Raw genomic sequence first — 21445 nt, 5'->3', positions numbered from 1 at the left:
ACGCAAACCCCTGCCGCCTGTAAACTCGTCGCATCCTTGCCACAGGCCACCCAATGCCCCCCACCACCCACGACCCCTCTGCCCCGCAAAAGATCACAGCCCGCATTGCCGAACTTGCCGACTGGCGTGGCGAAACGCTCGCCCGCCTCCGCGCCCTGATTCAGGACGCCCTGCCCAATGTCATCGAAGACTGGAAATGGCGCGGCGTTCCGGTCTGGTATCAAAACGGCATGATCTGCACCGGAGAGACCTACAAGGCCGTCGTCAAACTCACCTTTGCCAAAGGTGCGGCCCTGCCGGACCCGGCCCACCTTTTCAACGCCAGCCTTGACGGCGGCACCCGCCGCGCCATTGACCTGCACCAAGGCGACCCGATCGATGCTGGGGCGTTCCAGACGCTGCTGCGCGAAGCTGCGGCCCTCAACGCCCAATAGGTCCGCCGATTCGTCGCGCGGCGTTAACTTTTCTTCCCGATTTCCCAAGCCGCCGCGCGTAGCTACAGAAAAACGACGCAAACCTGACGCCGAAACGACGCCGTGCTGTCCCGGATTTCCCCACCATTTCCGCAGTTTAACACAGCGCTCGCCGTTGGCTGCAATCGTGCTATCTTGCCCCCATGCCCCTGCCCAATTCCCTCACCGCATGGTTCCAAACCCAAGGCTGGACCCTTCACCCCCACCAGCTTGCCATGCTGGACCGCGCGCAAAACCCCGCCACCCTGCTCATCGCGCCCACCGGCGGCGGCAAGACCCTGGCAGGCTTCCTCCCCACGCTCGCCGAATTATCCAACGGATACAAAGGCCTCCACACGCTCTACATCTCGCCCCTCAAGGCGCTGACCGCAGATATCCGCCGCAACCTGCGCCGCCCGGTGGAGGGCGCCGGCCTGCCGATCCGCATCGAGGATCGCACCGGCGACACCACCTACACAGAGCGCCGCCGCCAGCGCGCCGACCCGCCCCACATCCTGCTGACCACGCCAGAAAGCCTCGCCCTCCTCCTAACCTACGAAGATTCCTCAAAAATCTTCGCCAACCTGCAGCGCGTCATCATCGACGAAATCCACGCGCTGGCCGAATCCAAGCGCGGCGACCAGTTGATGCTGCAACTCGCCCGCCTCGAAACCCTAAACCCGGGCCTAAGGCGCATTGGCCTCTCCGCCACCGTCGAAGACCCCCCCGCCCTCGCCCGCTTCCTCGGCCCGCAGACACACATCCTTGTGGCAGACCCCGGCCCCGACCCCGACATCCAGATGCTGACCACCGACACGCCCCCCCCATGGAGCGGCGGCGGCGGCAAATACGCCATCCCGGCCATCCTCGAACAGGTCAAGCGCCACACCACCACCCTGATCTTCCACAACACCCGCGCCCAGGCCGAAATCTTCTTTCATAACCTGTGGTTAGCCAACGAGGACTCGCTCCCCATCGGCATCCACCACGGCTCCCTCTCCCGCGAACAGCGCGAGCGGGTCGAGGCTGCCATGGCCGCAGGCCAACTCCGCGCCGTGGTCTGCACCGGTTCCCTCGACCTCGGGCTTGACTGGGGTGACGTTGACCTCGTCATCCAGGTCGGCGCACCCAAGAATATCAAGCGCTTGGTCCAACGCATCGGCCGCGCCAACCACCGCTACAACGCCCCCTCCAAGGCCCTCCTCGTCCCCGCCAACCGCTTCGAAGTCGTCGAGTGTCAGGCCGCCCTCGAAGCCGTCAAAGCCCACACCCTCGACGGCGAGCCGCGCGGCCCCGGCCCCCGCGATGTCCTGTGCCAACACATCCTCGCCACCGCCTGCGCGGGGCCCTTCGACGGCCCGGCGCTCTACACTGAAATCACCCAAGCCGGCCCCTATGCCGCTATAACCAAAGCCGAATTTGACGCCTGTCTGGACTTCGTCGCCACCGGCGGCTACGCGCTGAAAGCCTATGACCGCTGGCAACGCCTGATGATCCGTGACGGCAAATGGACCCTGCGCGACCCCCGCGCCGCCGCCCTGATCCGCCAAAACCTCGGCACCATCATCGACATCGAGACCCTGAAAGTCGCCCTCAAAGGCCGCAACGCCCCCTTGGGCGAGATCGAGGAAAGCTTCGCCGCCACCCTCACCCCCGGCGACACCTTCCTGATCGGCGGCGAGGTGGTGCGCTTCTCCGGCCTGCGCGAACTCACCGTCGAGGTCACCCGTGACCCCGGCCGCCCGCCCAAAGTCGCCGTCTTCAACGGCACCAAATTCGCCACCTCCACCCAGTTGTCCGACCGCATCCTGCAGATCTTTCAGCAGGAATCCTGGCCCGACCTACCCCATCACACCGCCAACTGGCTCCTTCACCAGCGCGAGGTGTCCCGCCTGCCCGAACCGTCTCGCCTGCTGCTGGAATCCTTCCCCCACGATGGCCGCGAACATCTGTGCATCTACGGTTTCGCTGGCCGCAATGCCCAACAAACCCTCGGCCTCCTCGTCACCAAAGAGATGGAATCCGCCGGCCTCGCCCCCTTGGGCTTTGTCGCCACGGACTACGCCACCCTGATCTGGGGCCTCGAACCCCTTCAAACGACAGCGATTTTTGACAAGACCCGCCTCCGCGACGGCTTGGAAACCTGGCTGGCCGGCAACGCCGTCATGAAGCGCACCTTCCGCAATACCGCCATCATCGCCGGGTTGATTGAGCGCAACAATCAAGGCCGCCGCAAATCCGGCCGGCAGGCCACCTTCTCCTCCGACATCCTCTACGACACGCTCCGCCGCTTTGACCCCGGCCACCTCCTCCTTGACATCACCCGGGAGGAAGCGCTGCGCGGCCTCGTCGACTTCGGCCGCATCGAGGCGCTTTTGGACCGCGTCGGCGCCCGGATCGACCTGATCCGCCTTGACCGCATCACCCCCCTCGCCGCCCCCCTGATGCTGGAACCCGGTGTCGTGCCGATCCATGGCCAAGGCCGCGAGCGTCTTGCCACCGACGCCGCCCGCCAGCTGCTGCGTGCGGCGGGTCTCGACTGAACGCAGGCTCTTTCCCCCGTTAACCTTTCCCCTGTATCTGCACCTTTCGAACTGCTCCCAAAGGCGCGCTTTCCCATGCCCTACACGTTCCAATTCGGCCCCGCCCGCCTGCACGCCCTGCCCTCCGGCGCCCTGCACTGGCCCGCCGAAGGCCTGCTGGTCGTTTCAGACCTGCATTTCGGCAAATCCGAACGCCTCGCCCGTCGCGGTGGCGCGCTCCTCCCGCCCTACGAAACCCGCGCCACCCTCACCCGTCTTGACGCCGATCTTGAAGCCACAAACCCCAGGCATGTCCTCTGCCTCGGCGACAGTTTTGATGACCTGACCGCCGCTGGCGAGATGGAGGAAACCGACCGCCTCTGGCTGATCCGCCTGCAAGCCGGCCGCGAGTGGACCTGGGTCGAGGGCAACCATGATGCGGGCCCCGTCAGCCTTGGCGGCACCCACCGCGCGGAACTGCGCTTGGGCGGATTGACCTTCCGCCACATCGCGACAGCGGAACCCTTTGAAATATCAGGGCATTACCACCCAAAAGCCCGCCTGCCCGGCCGCACCGCGCCCTGTTTTCTGATCGACAGCGCAAGGGTGATCCTGCCCGCCTACGGCGCCTACACCGGAGGCCTGTTCTGCGACCACCCCGATGTGCAGGCCCTGATGCAACCCAAGGCCCTCGCCGTGCTCACGGGGCCAAAATGTCTAGTGATTCCAATGAAATAGGCCCGGAGCAGCGCACCGGGCCCTGTCAGATGCTCCATCGGCCCCTGTTAGGCGGTCAGACCCTTCGGCTCTTCCAGCCCATTGGCCCGGCAACACGCGGTCAGCGTATTGGCCAGCAGACACGCAATCGTCATCGGCCCCACACCACCCGGCACCGGCGTGATCGCGCCCGCCACCGCAGCAGCGCTTTCATAATGGACGTCGCCCACCAGCTTGCCCTTGCCGTCCCGCTCGATCCGGTTGATGCCAACGTCGATCACCGTGGCGCCCGGCTTCACGAAGTCGCCCGTGATCATCTCGGGACGCCCGACCGCCGCCACCAGAATATCCGCCCCCCGGCACACTGCCGCCAGATCCTTGGTCCGCGAATGCGCAATCGTCACCGTGCAGCTGTCGCCCAGCAGAAGCTGCGCCATCGGCTTGCCGACAATGTTCGACCGCCCCACCACAACCGCATTCAGCCCCGACAGGGACCCATGGTGATCGCGCAGCATCATCAGACAGCCCAAGGGCGTGCAGGGCACCATCGACTTCTGCCCGGTCCCCAGCAAACCCACGTTGGAAATATGGAACCCGTCGACATCCTTGGCCGGATCAATCGCGTTGATCACCAGATCCGAATTCAAATGCCCCGGCAGCGGCAGCTGCACCAGAATGCCATGCACCGCCGGATCGGCGTTCAACTTGGCCACCAGCGCCAGCAGATCAGCTTCCGAGGTCGCGGCATCCAGCCGATGCTCGAACGAGTTCATGCCAACTTCGATCGTCGAGGCATGCTTGTTCTTCACATAGACCTTCGAGGCCGGGTCCTCGCCCACCAGAACCACGGCCAGACCCGGCGTAATCCCCTGTTCTTCCTTAAGTTTCGCCACATGCTCGGCCACTTGCGCCCGCACGCCCGCTGCAAAAGCCTTGCCGTCAATCACCTTGGCCGTCATCTCAGTCCTCCTCAGACCACGCTCGCAAAGGCAGCGCGGTAATGGTTCATTTGCATTTCGGTCGCCAGAACCGCATTCTTCATCAGGATGGCCACCGTCACCGGCCCCACCCCGCCCGGAACCGGGGTGATCCAGCCCGCCACCTCGGCACAGCTGGCGAAATCGGCGTCACCCACCGTCTTGCCCTCGACCCGGTTGATGCCGATGTCGATCAGGGCCGCACCCGGTTTCAGCATGGCACCCGTCACCAGCCCGGGCTTGCCCACGGCCACAAACACAGCGTCGGCGGCCCGCGAATGCACCGCCACCTGCCGCGTCATATGGTGGCAGACGGTCACTGTCGCCCCCAGACCCATCATCAGGAAGGCAATCGGCTTGCCCACGATTTCCGAGTGGCCAATAACGCAGACATCCAACCCCTCCACCCTCAGGGGCAGGGTCTTGAGGATCTCCACCGCGGCGACGGCCGTGCAGGGGCCAAGGGCAAGGTCGTTGTACACGATATTGCCAATCGAAGACGGATGCATGCCTTCGACATCCTTCAAGGGATGCACAGCTTTCTGCAGCGTTTTCACAGGGATATGCGCCGGCAAAGGGCGCTGGATGATGATGCCGTTCACCCGCGGGTCGGCATTCAGGCCCGCCAGAACACCGGTCAGCTGCTCCAGCGAGATCGTCTCGGGGTAATTGCGCGCCTCAAACGCCACGCCTGCGGCCTCGGCATGCCGCCGCTGGTTGCGCACGTAAAGCTCTGCCGCCGCCACATCGCCGACCGAGATCGAGATCAGACGGGGCTGCCAGCCCGCTTCAGCCAAAGCGGCAGCCTCAGACCGGATTTCGGCCAGCATCTTTGCGGCAATGGCTTTGCCGTCGATCAGGGTCGCAGTCATCAAGTATCCGTTTCAAAAGGCAAACCGCCGCCCCGGTGAGAGGGCGGCGGCATTGGCATTCGCGTCTTAGAACAGGCCTTCGACGAAGCCTTGGTCGTTCAGACGGATCACTTCCGCCGAGGGGACCTTGGGCAGGCCCGGCATCGTCATGATCTCACCGCAGATCGCGACAATGAAGCCCGCACCAGCCGACAGACGCACTTCCCGAACGGGGATGGTGAAGCCAGTCGGGGCACCACGGGTGTTCGGGTCGGTGGTGAAGCTGTACTGGGTTTTCGCCATGCAGACCGGCAGGTTGCCGTAGCCTTGCGCTTCCCAGGTCTTCAGCTGGTCCTTGATCGACTTGTCGGCATCAACGCCATCGGCGCGGTAGATCTTCTTGGCGATGGTCTCGATCTTGGCAAACAGGCCCATCTCGTCCGGATACAGCGGCGCGAAGTTCGCCACACCGCTTTCAGCCAGCTTCACGACATGATGCGCCAGATCTTCAATGCCAGCCGAGCCTTGCGCCCAGTGCTTGCACAGGAACGCGGTGGCACCCTGCTCGGCCACATAGGCCTTCACGGCTTCCACTTCCGCATCGGTGTCGCTGAAGAAGTGGTTGATCGCCACGACCACCGGCACGCCGAAGGATTTGACGTTGGCAATGTGACGGCCAAGGTTCGGGCAACCGGCCTGAACGGCACCGACGTTTTCGGTGCCCAAGTCAGCCTTGGCCACGCCGCCGTTCATCTTCATGGCGCGCACGGTCGCCACGATCACGGCGGCGGCAGGCTTCAGACCAGCCTTGCGGCACTTGATGTCAAAGAACTTCTCGGCACCCAGATCGGCCCCGAAGCCAGCTTCGGTCACGACATACTCACCCAACCGCAGCGCGGTCTTGGTGGCGATGACCGAGTTGCAGCCGTGCGCGATGTTGGCAAACGGGCCGCCATGGACGAAGGCCGGGTTGTTTTCCAGCGTCTGCACCAAGTTCGGCTGCATCGCGTCCTTCAGCAGCACGGTCATGGCGCCATCAGCCTTGATATCGCGGCAATAGATCGGCTTCTTCTCACGCGTGTAGGCGACCACGATGTTGCCCAGACGGGCCTGCAGGTCGTCAAGGTCGTTGGACAGGCACAGGATCGCCATAACTTCCGAGGCCACGGTGATGTCAAACCCGGTCTGACGCGGGAAGCCATTCGAGACGCCTCCCAAGGACACCACGATATCACGCAGCGCGCGATCGTTCATGTCCATCACACGACGCCACATCACGCGACGCTCGTCGATGTCGAGGCTGTTGCCCCAGTAGATGTGGTTGTCGATCATCGCCGACAGCAGGTTGTGGGCGGAGGTGATGGCGTGGAAGTCGCCGGTGAAGTGGAGGTTCATCTCCTCCATCGGCACGACTTGGCTGTAACCGCCGCCAGCAGCCCCGCCCTTCATCCCGAAGTTCGGGCCAAGGCTCGCTTCGCGGATGCAGACGATGGCTTTCTTGCCGATCCGGTTTAGGCCGTCACCCAGACCAACGGTCGTGGTGGTCTTGCCTTCGCCGGCCGGGGTCGGGTTGATCGCCGTCACCAGAATCAGCTTGCCCATCGGCTTGCCTTCCAGCGACTTGATGAACTCCTGGCCCACTTTGGCCTTGTCGTGGCCATAGGGCAGCAGATGCTCGGACGGGATGCCAAGTTTCGCACCGACCTCCAGGATCGGCTTTTTCTTCGCTTCGCGTGCAATCTCAATGTCGGTCTTGAAGGCCATGTCTCACTCCCGGTGGGCAAAGGGCTGTTGGCCCCGGGTGTAGCGAAGGAAACGACGTTTGGGAGTCGCTTTTCCGACCAAGCCCGCGTCAAATTCGCCAGAGCAGGTTTCCGATCGGAAAGAATGGAATGATTGCGGAAAACATTCCGGAAATGGAACATTCGCTCTGTACGCCGCGCGGCACGAAAGCCTTGCGCGATCCGGTGCAAACAATACGCTCGGCTTACATTGCAAAAGGAGGTTGGCTTGGCGGACGATCTTTATATCGTGGACCAATTGGTGACGGGCACTTCAACGGTGACTTTGACAGATGACGGGTCGGGCAGCGATACGCTGAAGATCATCGGGGTCTATGCAGTGGCCACCAGCATTGACCTGAAATACGCAACCAACCTTGGCGTGGTGACGGCGGCGGACGCATTGTACTTCAACCCGGACTCCAGCGGCCACCGGCTTGTCGTCAACGGCATCATCGAAAACGCCATCGGCAGCAATGGTCAGGATTTCATTCAGGGCAACGAGTTCGGCAACCTGATCTCTGGCGACAATCTTGCCAGCGGCGGCGGGCAGGTGGACACGCTGTGGGGCGGGGACGGCAACGACACGATTTACGGCGGCGACGGGGGCGATGGCATTCTGGGAGACGACGGCAACGACGCGCTGTTTGGCGATGCGGGGGCTGATACCATCGCAGGCGGCGCAGGGGCCGACACCATCGAGGGCGGCGCCGGCGCAGATGCCCTGTCAGGCGGCGCCACGACGGGGGATACGGTCAGCTATGCCCATTCCAGCGCCGGGGTTCAGGTGCAGATCACCTTCGGCACGACGACCACCGGGCATTTCGGCGACGCTGCGGGGGATCAGCTGACCGGGTTCCTCAATGTGACAGGCTCTGCCAAGGCGGACCAGATCACCGACACCGTGGCGGGCACCGTGGCATTCGGCCAGAACGACAATGCTTTCTGGGGCGCGGGCGGCAATGACACCCTGATGCTGGGCGGCGGCAACGACACCGGCTATGGTGGAACCGGAAACGACACCGTGAAAGGAGAGGCGGGCCGCGACCATCTGTGGGGCGACGCCGGGGCGGATCACCTTTATGGCGGTGCGGGCGATGACCATCTGAACGGCGGCGCGGGTCGGGATGTGCTGACCGGCGGCAACGGGAGGGACACGCTGACCGGCGGGCTGGGCGCGGATCATTTCGTCTATGCCAATTACGCGGAAAGCAGTGACACGGTTCGCGATACGATCTCCGATTTCCGCACCGCGGATCTGGACAAGATCGACCTCAGGTTGCTGGATGCCAGCAGCATCTTGGCCGGCAATCAGGCCTTCCACTTCATCGGCTCGGCCAATTTCGGCCTTCACGCCGGCGAGTTGCGGTTTGAGGTCAGCGGCAGCGATCTGTTTGTGCTGGGCGACAGAAACGGGGACGGTGCGGCGGATATCGCGATCCGGCTGGCAGGCGTCGCCGCCGTCAGCGCGACCGATTTCCTGCTTTAGCCGCGCCGCGCCTCGCCCAGATGCTTCCAGGGGCGCTGGTCGGGAATGTGCAGGCGCAACGTGTCCCCCAGCGCAAAGGTGCCTTCCCGCTCGACCCAGCCAACGATGCCGCGGCGTCCCTCGGCCGCCGGTTTGAACAGCTTGCCAAAGCCCGGATGCGCCCGTTCGATCGCGCGAGACGGGATGGTGCAAGGCCGGTTGTTCAGGTTGACCACCAAAGTCGCCCCGGACGAGCCCTGAAGACGGCTGCCGGGCGGGATATGGCTGAAATCGGGGATGCCCTCGATGACCATCGTCGCCCCCAAAAGGGTGGGGGACAAGCTGTCCAAGCCCATTCGCTCGGCAATCTGTGCCAGCTCTTCGCAGGACAGGACAGACACCTGCCGGGTGTTGGCGACCGGGGTGCGCTCGGCGTATTGTGCCGTCATCCGGCTGCAGGAGGGGACGATGTCGCCCGCATGCGCCTCGCCCTCGATGCCGGCGAAGGTGGCGGTCAAGGTGGGGCAGGGTTCGGCGTGAAGGATGTCATAGACGCCAATCATCCGACCCAGAAAGGTGATTGTCCCGGTGAATTGGGTGGGCTTCAGGATCGGCATGGGTCAGACTTTCAAGGTGAAGAAGATGCGACGGAAGGGCATCAGGCAGGATCCGTCCGGCAGCAGGGGATAGGCCGCCGTCAATGCCTGATCATAGGCTGCGGCAAAGGCCTCGGCCTCGGTCGCGGTCAGCTTTTCCACGAAGGGGCGCATGGCGGTGGATTGGGTGAAGGCGTGAACCGGATGGAGGTCTGGCACCGGGTCAAGGCGCTGCAGGTATTCGGTCTCCCAAGCCTGCACCTCTCCCAAACCATGCAACATCTGCCAATAGGCCTGCGCCGGCTGCACCGGCGCCTCGTAACGGGCGAAATCGAAGCGCTCCGGGTAAAGGGCCGCCGCGATGTCACGCAGGAACCGGTGCGAGGGGGCGAAATACTGGCGTGGCATCTGCACCGCAAGGACCCCACCCGGCGCCAGCATCTCGGCCAGTCGCGGCATCAGGGTGGCATGATCAGGCAACCAATGCAGGGCCGCGTTAGAGAAGATCAGCGCCAGCTGTTCCTCGGCCTGCCATGTCGCGGCATCAGCCTCGATCAACCGGTCATAGCCCTTCGCCTTGGCCAGCATCGTGGGGGATGCATCCAGCCCCCAGGTGGGATGATCCTTGAACTGCAGGTCCAGTGCCCCGGCCAGCGCCCCGTCGCCGCAGCCCAAGTCAAGGACGACCCCGGGCGGCACTTGCCCGACCTGCGCCAGCAAGTCATACGCGGGGCGCAAACGCAAACCCCGAAACCTTGCGTAGGTTTCGGGGTTCCAGTCGGTCTTGGTCGTCAGGCTCAAGCCGTCGGCTCCGGCTCGGCACCGGGCTTGACGATCTTCATCCGGGTCTTGGGTATCGACAGAACCGAGGTGGTGCCGCCGCCTGATGACTTGTCATCGTCCCCCCCCAGCTTCTGACCCGCAATCACCTTGCGGATGTCGTCACCGGTCAGGGTTTCGTATTCCAGCAGGCCTTGGGCCAGCGCTTCAAAAGCGTCGTTCTGGTCCAACAGGATGCGGCGGGCGGTGTCGTAGCCTTCGTCGATCAGGCGCTTCACCTCGTCTTCGATCTTCATCTTGGTTTCAGCCGAGACCGAGAAGCCGCCGGTCGAACCGTTGTACCCCTCGTGCGCCTCGGAATAGTCGATGTTGCCGATCACATCCGACATGCCCCAGCGCATCACCATGGCCCGCGCCAAGGACGACGCCTGCTGGATATCGCCCACGGGGCCCGAGGACACACCCTCTTCGCCGTACTTGATGATCTCGGCCGCTTTGCCCGCCATGGTCATGGCCAGCTTCTGCTTGCCCTCGTCCTTGTGCATCTGCAGACGGTCCATTTCCGGCAGGGAAACCACCATGCCCAAGGCACCGCCACGCGGGATGATCGTGGCCTTGTAAACCGGATCGCACTTCGGCAGGTTGATGCCGACGATGGCATGCCCGGCCTCGTGGTAGGCGGTCTTTTCCTTCTGCTCGTCGGTCAGGACCATCGAGCGACGCTCGGCCCCCATCATGACCTTGTCCTTGGCCTGCTCGAAGTCTTCCATCGTCACGAAGCGGCGGCCAAAGCGGGCGGCCATCAGGGCCGCTTCGTTGACAAGGTTGGCAAGATCGGCGCCCGAGAAACCGGGGCAGCCACGGGCAATGATGCGCAGGTCAACGTCCGGACCCACGGGAACCTTGCGGGCGTGAACGGTCAGGATCTTTTCGCGGCCCTTGATGTCGGGGTTCGGCACGTGGATCTGGCGGTCAAAGCGACCCGGACGCAGCAAGGCCGGGTCCAACACGTCTTTGCGGTTGGTGGCGGCGACGATGATGACGCCCTCGTTGGCCTCAAACCCGTCCATCTCGACCAGCAGTTGGTTCAAGGTCTGTTCGCGTTCGTCATTGCCACCGCCGATGCCAACACCCCGGGCGCGGCCCACGGCGTCGATTTCGTCAATGAAAACGATGCAGGGCGCATTCTTCTTGGCCTGTTCGAACATGTCGCGGACACGGCTTGCACCCACACCGACGAACATTTCCACGAAGTCGGAACCGGAGATGGTGAAGAACGGCACGCCAGCCTCACCCGCAATGGCGCGGGCCAGAAGGGTCTTACCGGTCCCCGGGGGGCCCACCAGCAACGCACCCTTCGGGATCTTGCCTCCCAGACGAGAGAACTTCTGCGGGTTGCGCAGGAATTCGACGATCTCTTCCAGCTCTTCCTTGGCCTCATCAATGCCGGCCACGTCGTCAAACGTGATGCGGCCCTGCTTTTCGGTCAGCAACTTGGCCCGGCTTTTGCCGAACCCCATCGCACCGCCGCGGCCGCCGCCCTGCATCCGGTTCATGAAGTAGATCCACACGCCAATCAGCAGCACGAAGGGCAGCCATGCGGTCAGGATCGTCATCAGACCCGATTGCTCTTGCGCATCGGCCCGCACTTCGACGCCCTTTTCCAGAAGCCGGTCGGTGACCTGTTCACCCGAGGGGCGGATGGCAACGTAGTGGCTGCCGTCCTTGGCCGTGACCCGGATCTGCTCGCCATCCAGCGTGACGGCCTTGACGTCGCCTGTGTTCACCCTTGCGATGAAATCAGAGTAGGAAACCGTCTGGGCTGAAAAGCTGTTGGAGCTGTTGAAAAGGTTGAACAGTGCCAGCACCAGCACCAACAGAACCACCCAGAATGCAATATTGCGCGCGTTTCCCACCTGGAACTCCTTCTAATGCGAGGCACCCTCCTCGGGCGCGCCGCTTTGGCATACAAGATAGACATTCGTTTGGCCGGTTCAATGCGATAACACGACAGAGTTGTGTGCAAGCAAAGGTTCTAGCGGAACTGCGCTATAGGACGAGGGGCCGAAACCAGCAAGAGGGGCTGCGATCAGTCGATTTTCCGCCCAGACGGCCGGCGAGACCAGCAAGGCGGCCCTTGGCAGCCCGGTCTGCCGCCAGTCCGGAACCTGCGCCAGCCCGTCCGCCCCAAGGGCTCCGATCTGCGCAGTTGCCGGCACATGGCCCAGAATACGCCAACGCCCGTCCCAAAGCGGTGAGGTGCCTCGCGGCCCGACGGCTTTGGCTTCCCGCAGGGCGCGCAGGCCCTTCGCCTCGGGCAGAAAGCGGCAGCCTGCCAGAGTGGCCGCCTTGCCAGCGGACAGTGCCGCAAGCAGATGACTGACCTGCGCGCCACGCGGCCCATAGGCGGCGGGGGCGACCCACAGGATCACGCGCTGGATCACCCGCCGCTGCGTTTCGGCAGGGGCTTGCCAAAGGGCCGGAGAAATCAGAACCGTCCCGGCCTCTTCGATCAGAGAGCGGGCGGCCCAGTCCTGGGCCAGAACCTCCAGCGCTTCGCGAGCTTCGGCCAGATGATGCGCCACAGCGGCAAGCCCGGGCGCGTTAAGCCCCAAGGCCGCCAGCAAGCCCAAGGACTTGCGCACCTTGACCCTGTCGAAACGCACGTTGTCGTTAGAGGGGTCCTCGAACCACTGCAGGCCTTTGGCCGTCAGCCACCCGCGCAACTCGGCCCGGGTCATGCCCAGCATCGGGCGCTGCCACGTCACGTCACCTTCCCCCCAGATCGAGGACATTGCCGCCAGTCCATCGACCCCTGCACCGCGCGCCAGGCGCATCACAAAGGTTTCGGCGACATCGTCTTGCGTATGGGCCAGCGCGATCGTGGAAAGCCCCTGCTGTAGCGCCGCTTGTGCCATCAACTTGCGGCGCGCCTTGCGGGCGGCGTCCTGCAGGTTGCCGCTGTGGTCCCAGCCTTGCCAGCGCAGAGTTTGATGTGTCAGCCCGTAACCCGCGGCAAGGTCCGCGACCAGTGCGGCCTCTGCCGCAGCCTCAGGCCGCAGGCCATGGTCCACGGTCATGACAAAAGGCCGCAGCCCTGCGGCTACGGCCAGATGCAGCATTGCCATCGAGTCGCCTCCGCCCGAGACGGCCAGTGCCAGACCCTCCGTCTGCCTGAGCCCCGCCAGAAACCGGGCGGGCAGATCGGTCAATGGCAACCCTGCGCTGCCATTGCCGCCTTGGCGTTGCTTTCATCCACCGTGCCGGGGAAACGTTTGCCCACCTCGGCCAGCGTCACGCAAGCCTCTGGCCCCTGCCCCAGCTTGCCAAGCGCAGCACCCAGCTTGGTCAGGGCTTGCCCTGCCAAGGGACCGGATTGATTGGCGGAGAAGGCGTCCAGATAGGCCCGCGCGGCATTCGAGGTGTCACCCGTCTCATTCAGGGCGTCGCCGCGGTACAGGTCGGCTTGCGGCACGAGTGGGCCGCCCGGATAGGATTGCGCATAGGTCTTAAAGAGGTCCGCGGCGCCAGGAAAGTTACCGGAATCGAGCACCCCCTTGGCCCGGTCAAAGTCTGCCTTTTCGTTGACGGCCAGCTCCACACCACCTGTCGGATCGGTCGCCGGCGCCGTCGTCGTGTCTGCCGTCGTCGTGGTGCCAGTCGTCGTGGTACCAGTCGCCGTCGTGTCCGTCGCCGTCGTGTCGGGGGTCTTGACCCCGGGTTTGGCGGCCGGCTTGGTGGCCGGTTTGGTCGGATCGGCAGCGGCCGTCTTGATCGGAGCCGCCCCCTTCGCCATGGCGCCCAGATCGGGCGTCGCCGGCAGACTGGAGGGATCGCAGCCCTTGGTCAGCTCGCACACCCGGAATTCGATGTCGCCAATGCGGTTGGTGCCATCGGCGACGACGGAATTGACCTTCTGCTCCACCTCTTCGGTCCGGGCGGTCAGCTTGGTCAGCTCTGCCTCCATTGCGTCCATGCGTTGCAGGGCGTCACCACCGGCGCTGCCCGTGCTGGCGGCCCCGCTGGTGACAAGCTCTTGCTTGAGCGTCAGGAATTGTGCGGCCAGCTGCGCCAGCTCGGCCTTCACATCGGCAAGGGTCTGCGCCTTGTCCCCGGCAAAGGCAGCACTGCCCTCACTTAGGGACAGGGGCAGAAGCAGAGAAAGTGCCAGAAGCCAGCGCATCATGTCCTCAGGTCCCCGAGCCCATCGACAGCACCGTCACGGCGCGGCGGTTCTGCGAGTAGCAGCTTTCATCCGAGCAGAGCGCGATCGGGCGTTCCTTGCCATAAGACACGGTCTGCATCCGGCTGCCCGCAATGCCTTGGCTGATCAGGTAGTTCTTCACCGCATCAGCCCGCTTGGCGCCAAGGGCGATGTTGTATTCGCGGGTTCCCTGTTCGTCGGCATGACCTTCGACGATGATGGCGTAGTCGGGGTTGGTCTTCAGCCAAGCGGCCTGGCTGTTCAAGATGCCGCGCGCTTCGTCGGTCAGCGTCCACTGGTCGACCACAAAGTGCACGCGGTCGCCCACGGTCTGATTGAAATAGGCCACCGAAGCCGGGTTGGACGGATCGCCCAAGGCCGAGGTCGAAACGCCATTCGCCCCGACGCCGCCCGCGCCATTGGCACCATTTGCGCCGTTGGCACCATTGCCCCCCAGATCACCCCCTGCGCCACCGAAGCGGTCCGGGTTGCGACAGGCTGACAAAGCGAGGGCAGAGACGATCAACAGGACCTTGATCGGAACAGCGAAGCGGATGGACATGTTTCTTTCCTTGTTCTTGTGGGCTCGATGGCCCGAATATAGCAGCTTTGCCTCAAGCTGTTAACAGCTTGAGGCCGCAATTCAGGGCAGAAGCGGCGACCACGCCGGGTCAGAGGCAGAGCCGGTCGTGGGCACCTGATGCAGGTTGCGGCCCGAGACATCGACGGAATACAGCGTGGCAGAACCGGCAGCGCCTTCGCTTTCGCGGGTGAACATGATCACGCGGCCGTTGGGGGCCCAGGTCGGGCCCTCATCCAGGAAGGACGCGGTCAGCAGGCGTTCGTCAGTGCCATCCGGCCGGATCACGCCGATGTAAAAGCGCCCGTCACCGATCTTGGTGAAGGCGATGTAGTCGCCGCGCGGGCTCCAGACCGGGGTGCCATACTTGCCCTTGCCCGAGGACAGGCGCGTCGGCTCTCCGCCGGCGGCCGGCATGATGTAGATCTGCTGCTGGCCCGACCGGTCGCTTTCAAACACGATCTGGCTGCCATCCGGGCTGAAAGAGGGCGCCGTCTCGATCGACGGGGCATCGGTCAGTTGCTTGAGCGCGCCGGTGTCGACGTTCAGCGTGTAGATGTCGGAGTTGCCGTCTTTTTCAAGGCTGAAGACCACCGTGTGACCATCGGGAGCAAAGCGCGGCGCGAAGGTCATCGAACCGGGCTGTTCGTCCAGGATCGTGGTTTTCAGGTTCGAGGTGTCCATCAGATAGACGCGCGGAAACCCGGTGGCATAAGAGGTGTAAAGGATCCGATCGCCCGTGGGCGAAAAGCGCGGCGCCAGCACGATCGACTTGCTGTCGGTCAGGTACTGCACGTTCGCGCCGTCATAATCCATCACGGCCAGCCGTTTTTGCCGTGCATCCTTCGGCCCGGATTCAGAAACGAACACCACGCGGCTGTCGAAATAGGCCCCTTCGCCCGTGATGCGGCTGTAGGCGGCATCCGCCACCTTGTGTGCCATCCGCCGCCAGCTTTTCGCCGAGCCGGCAAATTGCAGTCCCGCACCGAGGGGCTGACCCGAGGCGATGTCGTAGAGACGGAATTTCACCACCAGCTTGCCACCGGTGGATTGTACGGCCCCGGTGATCAGCACCTGCGCGTTGACGGCCTGCCAATCATTGTAGGCCACCGGCGCGTCAAAGCTGGAAACGCCGCTGATATAGGCTGACGAAGGGATCTCGCGGAACAGTCCGGTGCCTGTCAAATCATCCGCCACCACCCGCGCCAGATCATGTGCCGCCTGGCCGGCGTCACCGTTCTCGGCAATGAAATCGGGCACGGCATAGGGCATCGGCTCGACGACGGGATCGGTGAAATTGATATGCGGCTCCTCCGCCTGCGCGGCGGCGGCGGTCAGAAGGCCGAGGCAAAGCGCTATCGGCCCCAAGATGCGGGATAGGGAATGGCGATGTGTCATTCGGTCCTCATGGCGGAAAAGGGCAAGGAAGGGCATCAGCGCAGCTTCCCTTGGCTGGTGTCAAAGGTGAAAAGCATGGACTTCCATGTGTCGTACTTCTCGGGCGGCAGACCAAGGCCGACCTGCGCCCCCCGGTAGACGGCGCGCTTTGCCGCCTCGAAGGCCAGTTGGGCCGCTGCGTCCGAGCCGCCGGAGAAGTCCACCATCTCGATCGACAGGATTTTCTGATCCTGGCTCAGCTTGACGCGCATGGTGACGGTGACCTGCGATGCTTCGGTCGACAGGGACCCGATGTTCCACAAGGGCCCAATCACGTGGCGCAGGTTGTCCACCTCACCGGAATTGAGCGACGCGCCAAGCGCCTGATCCCCGGTGCCACCCGAACCCGCCTTCGAGGGCTTTGCCGCTGCCGCCGCCGTGTCGGACGTCGCGGTGTCCGAAGTGGCAGCGTCAGACGAGGTGGCCGCCGCAAGCGCCGCGTCAATTGCGGCCTGATCAGAGGCGGAGGCGTCACTCGAACTGGATGCGCTGGCCTTGGCCCCTGCCCCGGTCTTGGCGTCTGTCGCCTTCGCATCCGCCGGTTTTGTATCCGCCGAGGCCGATTGCGTATCGGCCGGGGCGGTGGTGTCGGCCGGCTTGTCTGCGGCTTTGGGACGTGCGGCAGGGCGCGGGCTGCTGGTGGGTGCCAGTTGCGTGGTGTCCGGCGTCGGCGGCTTGGCGTCCGGCGTCACCTTCGTCACGGTGTCCTGCGGGGCCGAGGCGGGTTTGTCCGGCGTGGGCGTGGCATCCGGGCTTGGCGTGTCAGACTGCGCCGGGGTGGGCGTGTCCGATACATTGGGCTGCGGCGTCGTATCCACCGGCGTCTGGGCGATACGGTCTGCCGGGCGGGGCGCAGGACGCTTGTCTGACAAGGGCACCGGCACCGGTTGCGGCGTATCGGAGGTCACGGGCAAAGGATCGGCGGGCGGCGTGTCTGCGGCAGTCGCATCGGGCGTGGGCTGCGGATCAGGCGCCGGTTTCGGCGTCGGCGCAGGCTTGGGCTGCGGCTTGTCGGCCGGTTTGGGCGTGGGCGCCGGATCGGGCAAGGTGGCCTGCGGTTGCGGCACGTCAGGCTTTGGCGGCGCCGGTTTCGGCGTGGACTTGGCGGCGGCAGGCTTTTGCGCTTCGGGTTTGGGGGGCTGCGGCTTTGGCGTGGGTGTGGGTGTGGCTGCAGGCGTAGCCGCCGGCTGCGCAGCGGGCGCTGGCGCGGTATCGGCGACCTTGGGGGCCGCCGACTGCATCGCATCAAACTCGGACGTCGTCACGATCGACACCTGCGCCGACTGCATCTGCGGCGTTTCAGTGTTCCATACGAACAGCCCCCCGAGCAGCGCCCAGAGGATCAGGCTAAGATGCCCGATGCCCGATATGAGGAGACCCCTGTTCATCCCCGGATCCTAGTTGCTGCCGCCGAACTTGGGCCCGCCCGGATCGGTCACAAGCCCGATGTTGTTGAACCCGCCTGCATTCAGCGCCCCCATCAACTGCGCCACGCGTTCATAGGTCACCGCCCCGTCGGCCCGCACGAAGACCTTGTCGGACTTGCGCTGCGCGGCGATGGCTTTCAGCTTGGGGATCAATTCGTTGTCGCCGATCTCGGTCTTTTGCAGCATGACCAGACCATCCGCCGTCAGCGTGATGGTCAAAGGCTCTTCCTGCTCGGTCGGCATGGCCGTCGCGGCGGTTTCCGGCAGCTTGACCGGAACGCCCACGGTCAGCAGCGGGGCTGCCACCATGAAGATGATCATCAGAACCAGCATCACGTCAACAAAGGGCGTGACGTTGATCTCGCTCATCGCGGCGGCGCGTCCGCGGTGGCGGCGGCGTCTGCCCCCGCCCGACCCGCCCGATTTCATGACCCCTGCTCCCATGGCTCAGGCGTCCAGCTGGCGCGACAGGATGGTGGCGAATTCGTCGGCAAAGGCCTCGTACCCGCCAAGGATATGCTCGGAGTCGGTGTTCAGCTTGTTGTAGAAGACCACCGCCGGGATGGCCGCAACCAGACCGATGCCGGTGGCCAGCAGCGCCTCGGCGATGCCGGGCGCCACGACGGCGAGGTTGGTGTTCTGGCTGATGGCGATTTCCTCAAAGGCGTGCTTGATGCCCCAGATCGTGCCGAACAGCCCAATGAAGGGCGCGGTAGACCCAGTGGTGGCCAGAAAGCTGAGGCCCTTGTTCAACCGCTCTGATTCGCGGCTGATGGCGACATCCATCGCCCGGTCGATCCGCGCTTGCGCCCCGGCGATCAGGCCGCCGTCCTGCCGGTGGCTGCGCCGCCATTCCAGCATGCCCGATGAAAATATCTTCTCTGACGCGCCTTCGGGCTGACTGCCGATCTTCTCGAAAAGTTCATCCAAAGGCTCGCCCGACCAGAAAGCCCGGTCAAAGATCGAGGCTTCTTTCCGCGCCGCGCGGAACAGGATGTGCTTTTGAATGATCACCGCCCATGACCAGAAGGACATGAGCATCAGCCCCATCATGACGAATTTCACCGTCAGCGTTGCGCGCACGAAGAGGGCAAGCAAGGAGAAATCAATCCCCGGCGCTGCCGCAAGTGTTGTCTGGTCCATTACGCCTGCTCGTTTTCTTGGGGTCTTTTGCCCCTGTTAACGGCTAATCTATATGGAAATAAGGGGGAATGCCAACACAACAGCGTCAGGTGGCGCATTGTTGCCGCCATCGTAACAATTCCTGACCGCGCGACGGGCCATATTGCAGCGGAAGCGGGCTGCGGCGCCGGCTGGGGTCAGGCTGGACTGGTCAGATAGGGCGGCAGTCGCGTGGCCTTGCCAGAGGCGGTCAGGCAGACCAGCGTGACGCGGGCGGCGAAGAGGCACTGCATGCCGCGCAAAACCGACTGGTTCAGGATGAGCCTGGCACCGGAGGCCTGATGCAGCGCAGTTTCTACCGTCAATTCATCATCGAAATGGGCGGGCGAAAGGTAGTCTGCCTCGATCCGGCGAACCGCGAAGACAAGGCCTTGCTCGGCGCGCATCCGGACTTGGTCAACGCCAAGGCTGCGGACCCACTCGCTGCGGGCGCGTTCTATGAATTTCAGATAGTTCGCATAATAGACGATGCCGGCAAGGTCGGTATCCTCGTAATAGACGCGAAGGGCGAAGCTGTGGGGGTCCATCGCGCAAGGCTAGGCGGTCAGCCGGCCTTGAGCAAGTCCTGCAACTGGCCAGTCACGGTGGCGATGCGTTCGGCCAGAACCGAGGTTTCTTCGGCCAGGCGCGACACCTCATGGGCGACAAAGCCGAAACTGGCACCGAGGGGACCGGCACGGCCTGCTTCCAGCCGGGCGTTGATGGCAAGGATACGCAAGGTCCGCAACACCTCGACAATCGGGACGGTATTGCCCAAGAGCAGGCGCGCCTTTTCCGAGATCGCCCCCAACATCTCGATATTGTGCAACTCGCCGCGCCGCGCCTGATCGCTGTCGATCACCACCCCCTCCAGATACAAAAGCTCATCCCCGTTGTAGACGCCGCCGCCAATTTCATGGACCCAGCGGTCAGAGCCATCGGCGCGGACGATGCGGTAGTTCACTGTCCAGTTGGTGCGGTCCGCCAAAGCAGCATCGACGGCGGCATAGACCGGTTCTAGATCATCCGGATGGGTCATTCCCGCATAAGACTGCGCCTGCGGTCCGGTGAAAGCCGAGGCGTCAAGCCCGGTCAGCAACCGGACATCCCCTGCCATGAACATCATCGAATAGGCCTTGTCGTTCCGGCAGCGGTACAGAAAACCATCCATCCGATTGATGATGCTGAAGATGATCGCCGTTTCGCTGAGGTGTTCGTCAAGCATGTTGCATGCCCTGCGCCAGTTCTTGATGCCCCAGACTTAGCGGCAAGTGGTTAAGCAGGTTCTAACCCGAGGCGGAATTCAGGCGCGCAAAAAGTCTTAGGGCATGGGACCGGTCCGCCGAATGCGCGGGCAGGACCGGATCATAGCAAGCGCGGATCACTGCAGTGACTTCGGGCCGCAGGATTACCGTGTTTCCCGCTTTGCCCAAGGGAGACAGGTCGCGGAACGCCTGATCCGACCAAAGGCAAATCACTTGCGCGGCCTGTGCAAGGGCCAGATCCTCAGCCGGCATGGCAGACAGCGCCTCATCAATGCGCAGGAAGACAAACGCCGCGCGAATCGCGCCCTGAGGATCAAAGCGGAACAGGCGGTACTGGTTGGCACTCTGCGCCTGCAGACGGGGGCAAAGTCGATCCAGTTCCGGCACAAGGCCATTCAGGCCGGGGACTGCCAGCAGTTCGTCCCAGTCACGGAAGAAGAAGACCATGAGATTGGCCCCAAGTTCCATGTCGGTTTCGGCCATCTTGTGGCCTGCCAAAGTGACGATCGCCTCGATGGCGCCTTTGACGATCGACAGGGTCTGGTCATCACCGCCAAAGACCACCGGCACAATGGGACGCCCCCAGCGTGCGAAGACATAGGACCCGTCGGCGCGGGTGAACAGGGCTTCGACGGCTTGTGGGGTCATGGGTGCTGGATCAACTCGGCAAGGACCTCTGCGCTGTCCGCAATTCTGGCGAAAGAGGTCAGGTTTGCCAGCGACATCGCCAGCACGGTTTCGGGCGGCATCACGCGCCCGTCGCGCAGGGTGCGCTGGAAGTTCACCAACGCATCGGCCACGACGGTGGTCCTGAAGCCAAGATTGCCGGCCATCCGCGCGGTGCTTTCAACGCACATGTTGGCCTCACCCCCGACGATCACCAGGGACTGCACGCCGCTGTCGCGCAGCAATGCCTCCAGTCCGGTGCCGATGAAGCCCGAAGAGCCGACCTTGACGACCACCGTCTCTCCGGCCGATGGGGCAACTTCGGGCATGGCGGCGGAAAGGGGGTTGGCGGGGTGGAAGCCATCGGCCGGATCGTCGGTGTTATGGTGAACATGCACGACCCGCAGACCCGCCGCACGAAAGGCCGCCATCAGGCGGCCGGCCGTTTCAGGCGCGTTCGGGTTGGCCCAAGGATACCCTGAATCCCGGTCGGCCCGCATGGCTTCCTGCAGGTCGATCACGATCAAGGCGGTTGTCTTGTCCATGGGCCACCCCTTCGAT

The 21445-nt window shown here is 63.9% G+C and carries 21 protein-coding genes; 4 read left to right on the top strand and 17 right to left on the bottom strand.

Annotated features, from left to right (window positions below; genetic code table 11):
• Nucleotides 1–53 precede the first annotated feature (53 nt).
• From AC1Y2B_RS04060 to pdeM, 3 genes are all read left to right on the top strand, one after another.
• Nucleotides 54–434 (top strand): DUF1801 domain-containing protein, encoded by a 381-nt coding sequence (locus tag AC1Y2B_RS04060; protein ID WP_482251776.1) that lies wholly within the window; start codon nucleotides 54–56, stop codon nucleotides 432–434.
• A 182-nt stretch (nucleotides 435–616) separates the two neighbouring features.
• Nucleotides 617–2995: a ligase-associated DNA damage response DEXH box helicase gene (locus AC1Y2B_RS04055; RefSeq protein WP_482251775.1), complete on the top strand. Its 2379-nt coding sequence runs from the start codon at nucleotides 617–619 to the stop codon at nucleotides 2993–2995.
• Nucleotides 2996–3070: 75 nt separating this feature from the next.
• On the top strand, nucleotides 3071–3712 hold the full coding sequence (gene pdeM / locus AC1Y2B_RS04050; RefSeq protein WP_482251774.1) for a ligase-associated DNA damage response endonuclease PdeM: 642 nt from the start codon (nucleotides 3071–3073) through the stop codon (nucleotides 3710–3712).
• 47 nt (nucleotides 3713–3759) lie between these two features.
• Here pdeM and folD read toward each other — a convergent pair whose 3' ends face one another.
• The 3 genes from folD to AC1Y2B_RS04035 form a co-directional block, all read right to left on the bottom strand.
• Complete coding sequence (gene folD, locus AC1Y2B_RS04045; protein WP_482251773.1) at nucleotides 3760–4650, bottom strand: bifunctional methylenetetrahydrofolate dehydrogenase/methenyltetrahydrofolate cyclohydrolase FolD; 891 nt, start codon at nucleotides 4648–4650, stop codon at nucleotides 3760–3762.
• An 11-nt stretch (nucleotides 4651–4661) separates the two neighbouring features.
• Nucleotides 4662–5540, bottom strand: a complete 879-nt coding sequence (locus AC1Y2B_RS04040) for a bifunctional 5,10-methylenetetrahydrofolate dehydrogenase/5,10-methenyltetrahydrofolate cyclohydrolase (RefSeq protein WP_482251772.1) — start codon at nucleotides 5538–5540, stop codon at nucleotides 4662–4664.
• Between the two features lie 66 nt (nucleotides 5541–5606).
• The gene (locus tag AC1Y2B_RS04035) at nucleotides 5607–7283 is read right to left on the bottom strand and encodes a formate--tetrahydrofolate ligase (protein ID WP_482251771.1); all 1677 of its coding nucleotides are present in this window, start codon (nucleotides 7281–7283) and stop codon (nucleotides 5607–5609) included.
• Nucleotides 7284–7529: 246 nt separating this feature from the next.
• Between AC1Y2B_RS04035 and AC1Y2B_RS04030 the strand changes: the two genes are divergently transcribed.
• A complete protein-coding gene (locus AC1Y2B_RS04030) occupies nucleotides 7530–8789 on the top strand; it encodes a calcium-binding protein (RefSeq protein ID WP_482251770.1) in 1260 nt (419 codons plus the stop codon).
• Here AC1Y2B_RS04030 and AC1Y2B_RS04025 read toward each other — a convergent pair.
• From AC1Y2B_RS04025 to AC1Y2B_RS03960, 14 genes are all read right to left on the bottom strand, one after another.
• The gene (locus AC1Y2B_RS04025; RefSeq protein ID WP_482251769.1) at nucleotides 8786–9385 is read right to left on the bottom strand and encodes an MOSC domain-containing protein; all 600 of its coding nucleotides are present in this window, start codon (nucleotides 9383–9385) and stop codon (nucleotides 8786–8788) included. The genes AC1Y2B_RS04030 and AC1Y2B_RS04025 overlap by 4 nt on opposite strands.
• A 3-nt stretch (nucleotides 9386–9388) precedes the next feature.
• Nucleotides 9389–10165, bottom strand: coding sequence for a methyltransferase domain-containing protein (locus AC1Y2B_RS04020; protein ID WP_482251768.1), 777 nt, complete (start codon nucleotides 10163–10165; stop codon nucleotides 9389–9391).
• Nucleotides 10162–12060 (bottom strand): ATP-dependent zinc metalloprotease FtsH, encoded by a 1899-nt coding sequence (gene ftsH, locus AC1Y2B_RS04015; protein WP_482251767.1) that lies wholly within the window; start codon nucleotides 12058–12060, stop codon nucleotides 10162–10164. Before ftsH ends, AC1Y2B_RS04020 begins: the two co-directional genes overlap by 4 nt.
• A 78-nt stretch (nucleotides 12061–12138) precedes the next feature.
• Nucleotides 12139–13356: a tRNA lysidine(34) synthetase TilS gene (gene tilS, locus AC1Y2B_RS04010; RefSeq protein WP_482251766.1), complete on the bottom strand. Its 1218-nt coding sequence runs from the start codon at nucleotides 13354–13356 to the stop codon at nucleotides 12139–12141.
• Complete coding sequence (locus AC1Y2B_RS04005; protein WP_482251765.1) at nucleotides 13353–14330, bottom strand: tetratricopeptide repeat protein; 978 nt, start codon at nucleotides 14328–14330, stop codon at nucleotides 13353–13355. Before AC1Y2B_RS04005 ends, tilS begins: the two co-directional genes overlap by 4 nt.
• Before the next feature lie 4 nt (nucleotides 14331–14334).
• Complete coding sequence (gene pal, locus AC1Y2B_RS04000; protein ID WP_482251764.1) at nucleotides 14335–14910, bottom strand: peptidoglycan-associated lipoprotein Pal; 576 nt, start codon at nucleotides 14908–14910, stop codon at nucleotides 14335–14337.
• 81 nt (nucleotides 14911–14991) lie between these two features.
• On the bottom strand, nucleotides 14992–16326 hold the full coding sequence (gene tolB, locus AC1Y2B_RS03995) for a Tol-Pal system beta propeller repeat protein TolB (protein WP_482251763.1): 1335 nt from the start codon (nucleotides 16324–16326) through the stop codon (nucleotides 14992–14994).
• A 35-nt stretch (nucleotides 16327–16361) separates the two neighbouring features.
• Nucleotides 16362–17753, bottom strand: a complete 1392-nt coding sequence (locus tag AC1Y2B_RS03990) for a hypothetical protein (RefSeq protein ID WP_482251762.1) — start codon at nucleotides 17751–17753, stop codon at nucleotides 16362–16364.
• Between the two features lie 9 nt (nucleotides 17754–17762).
• Complete coding sequence (tolR, locus tag AC1Y2B_RS03985) at nucleotides 17763–18236, bottom strand: protein TolR (RefSeq protein ID WP_482251761.1); 474 nt, start codon at nucleotides 18234–18236, stop codon at nucleotides 17763–17765.
• Between the two features lie 3 nt (nucleotides 18237–18239).
• Nucleotides 18240–18935 (bottom strand): protein TolQ, encoded by a 696-nt coding sequence (gene tolQ, locus AC1Y2B_RS03980; RefSeq protein WP_482251760.1) that lies wholly within the window; start codon nucleotides 18933–18935, stop codon nucleotides 18240–18242.
• A gap of 176 nt (nucleotides 18936–19111) precedes the next feature.
• A complete protein-coding gene (gene ybgC, locus AC1Y2B_RS03975; RefSeq protein ID WP_482251759.1) occupies nucleotides 19112–19501 on the bottom strand; it encodes a tol-pal system-associated acyl-CoA thioesterase in 390 nt (129 codons plus the stop codon).
• Between the two features lie 17 nt (nucleotides 19502–19518).
• The gene (locus AC1Y2B_RS03970) at nucleotides 19519–20178 is read right to left on the bottom strand and encodes a PAS domain-containing protein (protein ID WP_482251758.1); all 660 of its coding nucleotides are present in this window, start codon (nucleotides 20176–20178) and stop codon (nucleotides 19519–19521) included.
• Between the two features lie 61 nt (nucleotides 20179–20239).
• Nucleotides 20240–20866, bottom strand: a complete 627-nt coding sequence (locus AC1Y2B_RS03965) for a hypothetical protein (RefSeq protein WP_482251757.1) — start codon at nucleotides 20864–20866, stop codon at nucleotides 20240–20242.
• Nucleotides 20863–21429: a cysteine hydrolase family protein gene (locus AC1Y2B_RS03960; protein WP_482251756.1), complete on the bottom strand. Its 567-nt coding sequence runs from the start codon at nucleotides 21427–21429 to the stop codon at nucleotides 20863–20865. Before AC1Y2B_RS03960 ends, AC1Y2B_RS03965 begins: the two co-directional genes overlap by 4 nt.
• Nucleotides 21430–21445 lie beyond the last annotated feature (16 nt).

The organism is Stagnihabitans sp. (assembly GCF_964946895.1).
The sequence above is the reverse complement of the archived record's forward strand: the minus strand, read 5'-3'. Positions and strand labels throughout refer to the sequence as shown.

Bases quoted from the DNA above. Each gene is read 5' to 3' on its own strand.
- ybgC (WP_482251759.1), bottom strand. From the start codon at position 19,501: ATGGACCCCCACAGCTTCGCCCTTCGCGTCTATTACGAGGATACCGAC.
- tolB (WP_482251763.1), bottom strand. From the start codon at position 16,326: ATGACACATCGCCATTCCCTATCCCGCATCTTGGGGCCGATAGCGCTT.
- pal (WP_482251764.1), bottom strand. From the start codon at position 14,910: ATGTCCATCCGCTTCGCTGTTCCGATCAAGGTCCTGTTGATCGTCTCT.
- AC1Y2B_RS04060 (WP_482251776.1), top strand. From the start codon at position 54: ATGCCCCCCACCACCCACGACCCCTCTGCCCCGCAAAAGATCACAGCC.
- AC1Y2B_RS04025 (WP_482251769.1), bottom strand. From the start codon at position 9,385: ATGCCGATCCTGAAGCCCACCCAATTCACCGGGACAATCACCTTTCTG.
- folD (WP_482251773.1), bottom strand. From the start codon at position 4,650: ATGACGGCCAAGGTGATTGACGGCAAGGCTTTTGCAGCGGGCGTGCGG.
- pdeM (WP_482251774.1), top strand. From the start codon at position 3,071: ATGCCCTACACGTTCCAATTCGGCCCCGCCCGCCTGCACGCCCTGCCC.
- AC1Y2B_RS03960 (WP_482251756.1), bottom strand. From the start codon at position 21,429: ATGGACAAGACAACCGCCTTGATCGTGATCGACCTGCAGGAAGCCATG.
- AC1Y2B_RS04055 (WP_482251775.1), top strand. From the start codon at position 617: ATGCCCCTGCCCAATTCCCTCACCGCATGGTTCCAAACCCAAGGCTGG.
- AC1Y2B_RS03965 (WP_482251757.1), bottom strand. From the start codon at position 20,866: ATGACCCCACAAGCCGTCGAAGCCCTGTTCACCCGCGCCGACGGGTCC.
- AC1Y2B_RS03970 (WP_482251758.1), bottom strand. From the start codon at position 20,178: ATGCTTGACGAACACCTCAGCGAAACGGCGATCATCTTCAGCATCATC.
- AC1Y2B_RS04005 (WP_482251765.1), bottom strand. From the start codon at position 14,330: ATGATGCGCTGGCTTCTGGCACTTTCTCTGCTTCTGCCCCTGTCCCTA.
- tolQ (WP_482251760.1), bottom strand. From the start codon at position 18,935: ATGGACCAGACAACACTTGCGGCAGCGCCGGGGATTGATTTCTCCTTG.
- AC1Y2B_RS04040 (WP_482251772.1), bottom strand. From the start codon at position 5,540: ATGACTGCGACCCTGATCGACGGCAAAGCCATTGCCGCAAAGATGCTG.
- AC1Y2B_RS04035 (WP_482251771.1), bottom strand. From the start codon at position 7,283: ATGGCCTTCAAGACCGACATTGAGATTGCACGCGAAGCGAAGAAAAAG.
- tolR (WP_482251761.1), bottom strand. From the start codon at position 18,236: ATGGGAGCAGGGGTCATGAAATCGGGCGGGTCGGGCGGGGGCAGACGC.
- AC1Y2B_RS03990 (WP_482251762.1), bottom strand. From the start codon at position 17,753: ATGAACAGGGGTCTCCTCATATCGGGCATCGGGCATCTTAGCCTGATC.